At 56.8% G+C, this 6968-nt stretch carries 10 protein-coding genes; 6 read left to right on the forward strand and 4 right to left on the reverse strand.

Annotated features, from left to right (window positions below; genetic code table 11):
* The coding region (locus PSV43_RS02905) for a hypothetical protein (RefSeq protein ID WP_300193594.1) at nucleotides 1–620 on the reverse strand (620 nt) is incomplete at its 3' end.
* A gap of 490 nt (nucleotides 621–1110) precedes the next feature.
* Here PSV43_RS02905 and PSV43_RS02910 point away from each other — a divergent pair.
* Genes PSV43_RS02910 through PSV43_RS02920 form a run of 3 tightly spaced genes read left to right on the forward strand, consistent with a single transcriptional unit; the run spans nucleotide 1111 to nucleotide 3037 of the window.
* Nucleotides 1111–1251: a hypothetical protein gene (locus PSV43_RS02910; RefSeq protein ID WP_300193596.1), complete on the forward strand. Its 141-nt coding sequence runs from the start codon at nucleotides 1111–1113 to the stop codon at nucleotides 1249–1251.
* 7 nt (nucleotides 1252–1258) lie between these two features.
* The gene (locus PSV43_RS02915; protein WP_300193597.1) at nucleotides 1259–2122 is read left to right on the forward strand and encodes a YihY/virulence factor BrkB family protein; all 864 of its coding nucleotides are present in this window, start codon (nucleotides 1259–1261) and stop codon (nucleotides 2120–2122) included.
* 57 nt (nucleotides 2123–2179) lie between these two features.
* Entirely contained in the window at nucleotides 2180–3037 is an 858-nt protein-coding gene (locus tag PSV43_RS02920) for a hypothetical protein (RefSeq protein WP_300193599.1), read from the forward strand.
* Between the two features lie 319 nt (nucleotides 3038–3356).
* On the opposite strand, the gene PSV43_RS02925 is transcribed toward PSV43_RS02920, so the two are convergent.
* The 3 genes from PSV43_RS02925 to PSV43_RS02935 all read right to left on the reverse strand — a co-directional run bounded on the left by PSV43_RS02925 (nucleotide 3357) and on the right by PSV43_RS02935 (nucleotide 5430).
* The gene (locus PSV43_RS02925) at nucleotides 3357–4238 is read right to left on the reverse strand and encodes an alpha/beta hydrolase (RefSeq protein WP_300193601.1); all 882 of its coding nucleotides are present in this window, start codon (nucleotides 4236–4238) and stop codon (nucleotides 3357–3359) included.
* Between the two features lie 112 nt (nucleotides 4239–4350).
* Nucleotides 4351–4566, reverse strand: a complete 216-nt coding sequence (locus PSV43_RS02930) for a hypothetical protein (RefSeq protein WP_300193603.1) — start codon at nucleotides 4564–4566, stop codon at nucleotides 4351–4353.
* 186 nt (nucleotides 4567–4752) lie between these two features.
* Nucleotides 4753–5430 (reverse strand): OmpA family protein, encoded by a 678-nt coding sequence (locus PSV43_RS02935; RefSeq protein ID WP_300193605.1) that lies wholly within the window; start codon nucleotides 5428–5430, stop codon nucleotides 4753–4755.
* Between the two features lie 191 nt (nucleotides 5431–5621).
* Between PSV43_RS02935 and PSV43_RS02940 the strand changes: the two genes are divergently transcribed.
* The 3 genes from PSV43_RS02940 to PSV43_RS02950 are packed head-to-tail and all read left to right on the forward strand — an operon-like array spanning nucleotide 5622 to nucleotide 6799.
* A complete protein-coding gene (locus tag PSV43_RS02940; protein ID WP_300193607.1) occupies nucleotides 5622–5891 on the forward strand; it encodes a hypothetical protein in 270 nt (89 codons plus the stop codon).
* Nucleotides 5888–6214 (forward strand): hypothetical protein, encoded by a 327-nt coding sequence (locus PSV43_RS02945; RefSeq protein ID WP_300193609.1) that lies wholly within the window; start codon nucleotides 5888–5890, stop codon nucleotides 6212–6214. The genes PSV43_RS02940 and PSV43_RS02945 overlap by 4 nt, the downstream gene beginning before the upstream one ends.
* 33 nt (nucleotides 6215–6247) lie before the next feature.
* A complete protein-coding gene (locus tag PSV43_RS02950; protein WP_300193611.1) occupies nucleotides 6248–6799 on the forward strand; it encodes a peptidoglycan-binding protein in 552 nt (183 codons plus the stop codon).
* The last annotated feature ends 169 nt before the right edge of the window (nucleotides 6800–6968 follow it).

Consider the following 6968-nt stretch of genomic DNA (forward strand, 5'->3'; position numbering starts at 1 on the left):
AAGAGGGACTTGGCAGAGCGAAGGGTGGCGTTTGCTGTATTGCGGGCGGAGCGTGCTTTGATCTCGTCGCCAGCGGCCTGCTTTGCCACAAAGGACAGTTTCCACGCCTCCACGGTGGCGGGTGTGATAATCGCAAGGGGAACGGCATCCACGGCGGCCAGCCATGCTTTGCGGCCCGTGCCACGGGCGGCGAACCGGCTCTTGGTGGAGTCAATCTTTGCCACGGCAGCCACGATGCGACGAAAGGCGTTCACATTTGAAGCCAGCGTTGTCGGGCGCACGTCGGCGAGTTCCTGAACGGCAAGGATCAAGTCCCCCGCCGTGGCGGTCTTGCTGTGGCGTTCGTCCGGCTTGTGCTTCTTCAATGCCTCATCCCAGCCTAGCGCGGCAACGTCGGTGTAGATGCGGGCGGCTTTGGCGGCTGCGGATGACTTGTTCGATGTGCGGAGCGGGAAGAACTCGCGCCTGCCTTGTGCTTGGATGCGGCAAGCGAACGCTCCTGCCCATCGCGGATCTGAGACGAGCTTGCCGGATTGGAGCCAATAGCGGCTGTCTCCCTTGCCCAAGGTTATGCCTCGGGAAGTCACCACTGCCATTTCACTGCCACTTTTTTGGTTCACCCCTGATTGCAAGTGTTTGCTCAAGTTCGGTGCTTTTGACGATGGAAGCCTTGATTTACCTGGGTTGCGTGCGCTCATGCAAAAACATAAGCGAACAAGACGAAACAGGCAACGGATGGATTTCTAATCGGCTGGTCGCAGGTTCGATCCCTGCCGGGTGCGCCACGCTGGAAGCACTGCCACCGTAATTCGGCACGGACCGTCGGAACGACTGCCACTTCTTTCACTCCCCTTTTGATCCTTGCACAGGCAGAGCCGTGAGCTGCATGCACGCAGAGTCGGGTTTTACCCCATGGGAAAAGCACGCTCAACCAGCTAGATTTTAAGGCATTGCACACAACCAAATCTTCAAGGATCCACGAATCTGGGTGGAGCATTGACCTGACACGAAAAAAATGCACCCTTGGCAGCATCGAGCTGTGGCAGCTGAGACGCTCCCCCCGTACAACGCCCCCGCTCTGTTTTGCCCCCCTCCTTATGTCAGTTGAAGATGCCATGCCAGCCCCTGCGCCAATGCCAGCGCCGTCCGCCACACCGCCCTTCCCTGCAGAGCCTGCCTCTCACCGTGTGGAACTTGCACATTCCTTGGGTCACCTTCATCAAGGTGCTTGCCGCAGCTCTCACCGCCTGAACAGCCCATGAAATCCGCTCTCTCCATGATCCGCGAAACGTTCCGCCAGTGGGACGCCCACAGAGTGCCCAAAATGGGCGCGGCACTTTCTTTCTACACCGTCTTCTCGCTCGCCCCCCTCTCCATTATAGTGCTCGCACTCCTCAGCCTCGTGGTGGAGCGCAATTCGGCGCGCGCAGAAATTGTCGGACAGTTTAGAAACTTCGTCGGTGATCAAGGCGCGGAGATGATGGAGATGATTCTGCGGGAGACCGCAGCGAAGGGCACCGGCATTTTTGACACCCTCACAGGCTTTGCAGTACTTCTCGTCGGTGCCTCGGCTGTGTTCGGAGAACTGCAGGATTCGCTAAACCAGATCTGGGGCGTGTCTTCGAAGCGCCACCCTGTTTTCATCCTGGTGAAGGAGCGCATCTTTTCCTTCGGCATGGTTTTTGTCATGGGTTTTCTCATGCTGGTGTCCCTCCTGTTTTCCGCAGCTGTCGCAGTGGCTGGCGGTCGCCTGCATGCTCGGTTTCCCGCTTTGGACGGCCCTTGGGCTTGGGGCAATGACTTGATCTCGCTGCTCGTCGTGGCTCTTCTGTTTGCAATGATTTTTCGCCTGGTGCCCGATGTGTCAATCACCTGGAAAGATGTCTGGATCGGGGCCTTGGTGACTGCGTTGCTGTTTGAGTTGGGGAGATTCATCCTCGGATTCTATTTTGGCCGCAGCTCATTGGCCGCCAGTTACGGAGCGGCAGGATCTCTCATCATCATCCTCGTCTGGGTGTACTACACCGCGCAGATCCTGTTCTTTGGTGCCGCCTTCACGCGTGTCTATGCGCTGAGATATGGCTCTCATAAGGACGATGAAAATTTGGTAGCCTCCGTCTGATTCCTTTATTTTTCACTACGGGTTATACCCCATGGCATGGGCAGGGCATCAGCTTCCATGTTTGCTTTCTCGATCAACGAGAAAACGAAGGAACTCTTTATGAAACTCAATTCCATTTTTATCACCGCTGCGCTCGCTTTGTCCTGGGGCAGTCTCGGGGCATTGGAGGTGGCGGCACCCTCTAACGCACAAAAGCTCAACCCCCAACAAAGCTTCACTGAACTCGCGGGCATCCAAGTCTGGAATCTCCAGGATGAGTTACTGGGCAGAATCAAATTCGTCACTGCCGATTTAGAAAATGCACAACTGGTGGAGGTGGTCATCGCTTCCGGGGGCTTTTTCGGTCTCGGCGGCAAGCTCACATCCGCGCCACCCCGTGCGTTCACGTTAGACTCATCCAAACAAGTGATGCGCTTGAATGTCAGCAAGGAGCGCTTTAAGGCCGCCCCCAGATTCAAGACCTCCAATGTAGCAGCCTATTCCCAGGCCACGCGTGTCGCCGCAGTGAACCGCTACTACGGCCTGCAACCTTGGTTCCACTTTGAAGATCAGGCCACCCGCAAAAACTCCCGGATCCCCCATCTGGGGCATGTCGAGCGAACCGATGTCATCATGGGCATGTCGATCAAGAACACTAAGGGCCAGTATCTGGGCCAGGTCAGCACTCTCATGATGGATCTTCCCAAAGGGCAGGTCGATCATATCGTGAATGAGACGCAGTCCATGGCAGGCAGGGGCAGATACATCATCAAGACCAGGGCGTTGCGATACAATGCGGCGCAAAACGGTCTGGTGCTTGACGAGACCTTGGCGACGCTGCGGGACGAGCCTCACATGAGGTGGATCGGCGATAGCCGCCAATCCTTCCAAGAGGAGTCTTACCCCAACCGCAAGGTGCCAGCCAAAAAACCATAAAACAGCAGAGCGTCCAGCAACGTAGCGTAAGGTAAACGTCCCGCGCTGTAGCGTTTTCCAAAACTAATTTCCAGATAGCGGCGCATGGCCACGCCTCTGCCCAGCGCTGGTAGGGCGGGGTGTACTCAGCCTGCCGCCGCCGACCTGTCCTTCGTCGCTCGACGCAGGAGAGCGAAGAAGGAAGCCCATGATCTGCGATCAAGAAACAGCCTGCTAAACGGAAATGAGTTTTGCGAACCGCGCTAACTCAGGGGGTGAAATTTCGGCACGGGCACCCCATGGAAAACACAGGTTTGCTTTCGCAGTCAGATCTCGGGAGTCATCTACCGAGGTTCACTTGGAAAAACCGCGAAACCTCGGAGAATTGAGCATCATCCAGGCGAAACCAATGCCCTTTGCCAGGCACCACGATGAACTGGGCGTCCACCCCAGCATCAGCAAGAGCAAAGAAGAGTCTCTCGCTATGTTCCAGCGGAACAACTCTGTCGCGCTCACCATGGATGATGAGAAACGGCGGCAGTGAGGAGCTGATGTAGTTGAGCGGACTCGCATCAGCGGCCAGCGCGTATTTTTGCTCAAGAGTCCCACCCAAAAATTTGTCGATCAGGCTCTCCTTGCCGGGTTTTGCGTAGAGTGCTCCCAGCTCGTTGAGGTCGGTCGGTGAATAAAGCGCGCACACCGCCTGAATGCGCGACTTCCCCGCCTTGGCAGCCAGCATAGTCGCGAGATGGCCGCCCGAAGACTCTCCGCTGGCACCCATGCGCGTCGCGTCGATTCCATAACGCGCACCATTCACGCGCAGCCATTCCGCCGCGGCGCAGCAGTCCTCCAGTTGCGCGGGGTACACGGCATCCTGGCTTAATCGGTATTGAATGGAAGCCACCGCAATGCCGACGCTGGTAAGGTCTCTCACATTCACGTGGTAGCCCTTGCTGCCAAACCTCCAGCCCCCGCCAAACATCCATAGCACCACGGGGGCAGGTTTCGCGGTCTTTGGCACATACAAGTCCATGCACAGCCTGCGCCCGCCCGGCGCAGCAAACTCAACGTCACGATAAATTTTTTCACCCGGACGCTCTGGCCCATACGTGGAGCAGCCCGCCAGAAAAAGGCTGGTGATGAGACATAACAGCCAGCCCATGCCTGCGGCGGTTTTTCCTGTGGCGGAAGCCTGCTGAGGATCAAGAACGCGTTTGGTCATGGCATGACATATACGCAGACTGTGACTTGTCAGCCTTGTCTGTGTTACGGCGTCAAACAGATCACACTGAAACCAAACAGCAGCACAAGAACCTTACCCGGAACTCATGGATTCAGTCACACAGCTTGCCTTCATCGGCGCTGGCATTTCGGCGTTCCTTGCACTGGTGCAGATGCCTCACGTCCATTTCACGCGGCAACCCGCGTGACTTGAGCGCCGCTCGGGCAATGGCCTCGTTTTCCGCACCGCGCAAATCTTTGCCTTCCACCTGGCATTCCATGAGGAACCGCCCAGTGATGAGATGATGAATGCTGGCCTGGTAGCTCATGAGAACAGTAGGGAGTCAAAGGTGAACTGATTGAATGAGACAAAACACGTTCTCATTATTCTGATTTAAGCGCGCATCCTTCGCATTCGCCATGGGGTGAAACCCCACTTCAAAACAGGACATAAAAATCCCGCGCCTCGGAGAAGACGCGGGACCCTGGGATTACCTGCAAGTCACGCGGCAGCCTTATTTCGTCCGCACCACCAGCACGCGGCGGTCCAGCTGCAGTTCCTCTTCATTACCCTTGGGATACATGGGGAAGAGTTCACCATAGCCATGGGCGCTAAGAGAGGTGGCTGGCACACCGTAGGTTTCGGTGAGCACATCATAGACCCGCTTCGCACGGGCGGCTGACAGCTCCATGTTGTCCTCGCTCGTGCCGTCGGTGCTCGTGTGCCCCTCGATGTCATAGACGGAGCCGGGCTCCGTTTTTCTGACCGCCAGAATCACATCCGCCACCTGCTGCAACGCCGCCTTGGATTCATCATCGAGCAGTTTCGCCGTGCCCTTCACAAACAACACCGGCAGCGTCACATAGGGCAGCTCGCGGCGTTGACCCTGATCTTCCACGATCACCACATTGCGTTCTGCATTATACACCCGGCCCGGTTGACCAACGGTTTCAACGACGGTGGTCGTCTGGGTGGTCTTGCTTTGCGGAGTTTCCGTCACCACCACCGTCTTGGGTGCCGTGGATAATTGCCGACGGAAGACCGACGCGTCCTCCGCACGCACGACAACGGTGCCCGGGGCAACCACAACGACGCCTGAAGGTGCGGGTGGCGGGGCGACAACGGTGACTTGGGCGTACAGCGGAAATTGCACAAGGCACAAGGCGGACATTACGAGTAGTGAAGTCTTCATAGGATCTTTGAATGCGTGTTTTGATTTCGATGAACCATTCAATCTTTCGCCCGACACACGCGATTTTACCATGGGGTGAAACCCGACTACTCGCAGTCTTGCACCATGAATTTGAGCACCTTTCCTCATTCCGCCAGCAGGTGGGGTTACACCCCATGGCAGGAGAATATCGGACGTCCTAACTTCCACTCATGAACAATGGAAATCCCACCCAGACCGCAGAGCTTTGCTTTCGCCGGGCAGTGGCTGACCTCAAGAATTTTGCACATCGTGAGCCCGGCCAGGCAGTGGTAGCCGCTGTCGGAGTGGGACGGCTCATCAACCTTCTCCCTACCCGCTTGATCGCTGGCACCGCAGCCATCGTCGGGGCCGTGCTCGTGCGTCCCATCCTTCTCTCACTGGGTGCCACCAAAGTCATGGAAATCTGCTGCCAGAACACCTCCCCCCAACAATCCTCATGAACACACCCAGCGACATTCCCGATCATTCTTCCAACACTACGGCCGTCACTCAGTTCGAAAACTGCGTCCGGAAGAATCCGGGCGGCACGTTGCTGTTCGCCGCCGGCATTGGTCTGGCCGCCGTTCTCATCGCACGTATGCTGACCCCAGCTCCGCCGCGCAATCGCGCCATGTGTCTGCTGGAGGACATTCAGCAACACCTTGCCGATCTCGCCAAAGAAAGCTCAAAAGCCGTGAACAAAGGCGCAGACAATCTCGTCGGACTCCATCTCGACCGCACCCTCGACAAGGTCAGTCGCAAGTTCAAAACGATGTTCCATTGAGATCACTCTGCCAAAACTCCACACACCACTTCCATGAAAACAAAAAGACTATCCATGCATTTCAATCCCATGTTCGGAACTGCCGCGCTCGTGGCTTTTAGTCTGCTCTCACTTGCTCCCCTCTCCCAGGCCAAAGACAAAGGCGGGAAAGGCAACAACGGCAAAGGCAACGGCAAGGACAACCACCGTGAGCGCGGCAATCCTCACCATGATCATGACCAGCAGGTTTATCACTCGCATCCGAGCTCGAAGTTCAAACTGAACAAGGGCAACGGCTACTCAGGCCCGGGCTACTATTATGGGCCGCCGAACATGCCTTATTATTATGCGCGTCCCGGTGTCTCCTACTATTCCAACCATCGCGCCATTCCATCGCAGTTTCGCAATCAGGACACCTACCGCATGAACTCCGATGACTATCGCGTTCAGCAGGCGCTCGCCCGCCTTGGCTACTATAGAGGCCCTGTGGATGGCCAGTTCGGCCCGCAGTCTTACAGTGCCCTCAACAGCTACCAGCGCTCCAGAGGCATGCCCGTCTCCAACGCACTCACCGCCGTTCTGCTCCGCGCGCTCGGTCTGCAATAGCGTTGCCTTGCAGCGCATCTCATCGTGAATTCCCGCAGGCGGCCAGACGCAAGTCAGGCCGCTTTGTTGCACTTGAAGCACAGCTTTAAGTTTTGCAGCAGGGTTATAGCGGTGCGCAAAACTCATTTCCGACATGGCGGGTATGAGGAGGTCATACCACGATCCATTG

It is taken from the genome of Prosthecobacter sp., from assembly GCF_029946185.1.
Taxonomy (GTDB): domain Bacteria; phylum Verrucomicrobiota; class Verrucomicrobiia; order Verrucomicrobiales; family Verrucomicrobiaceae; genus Prosthecobacter.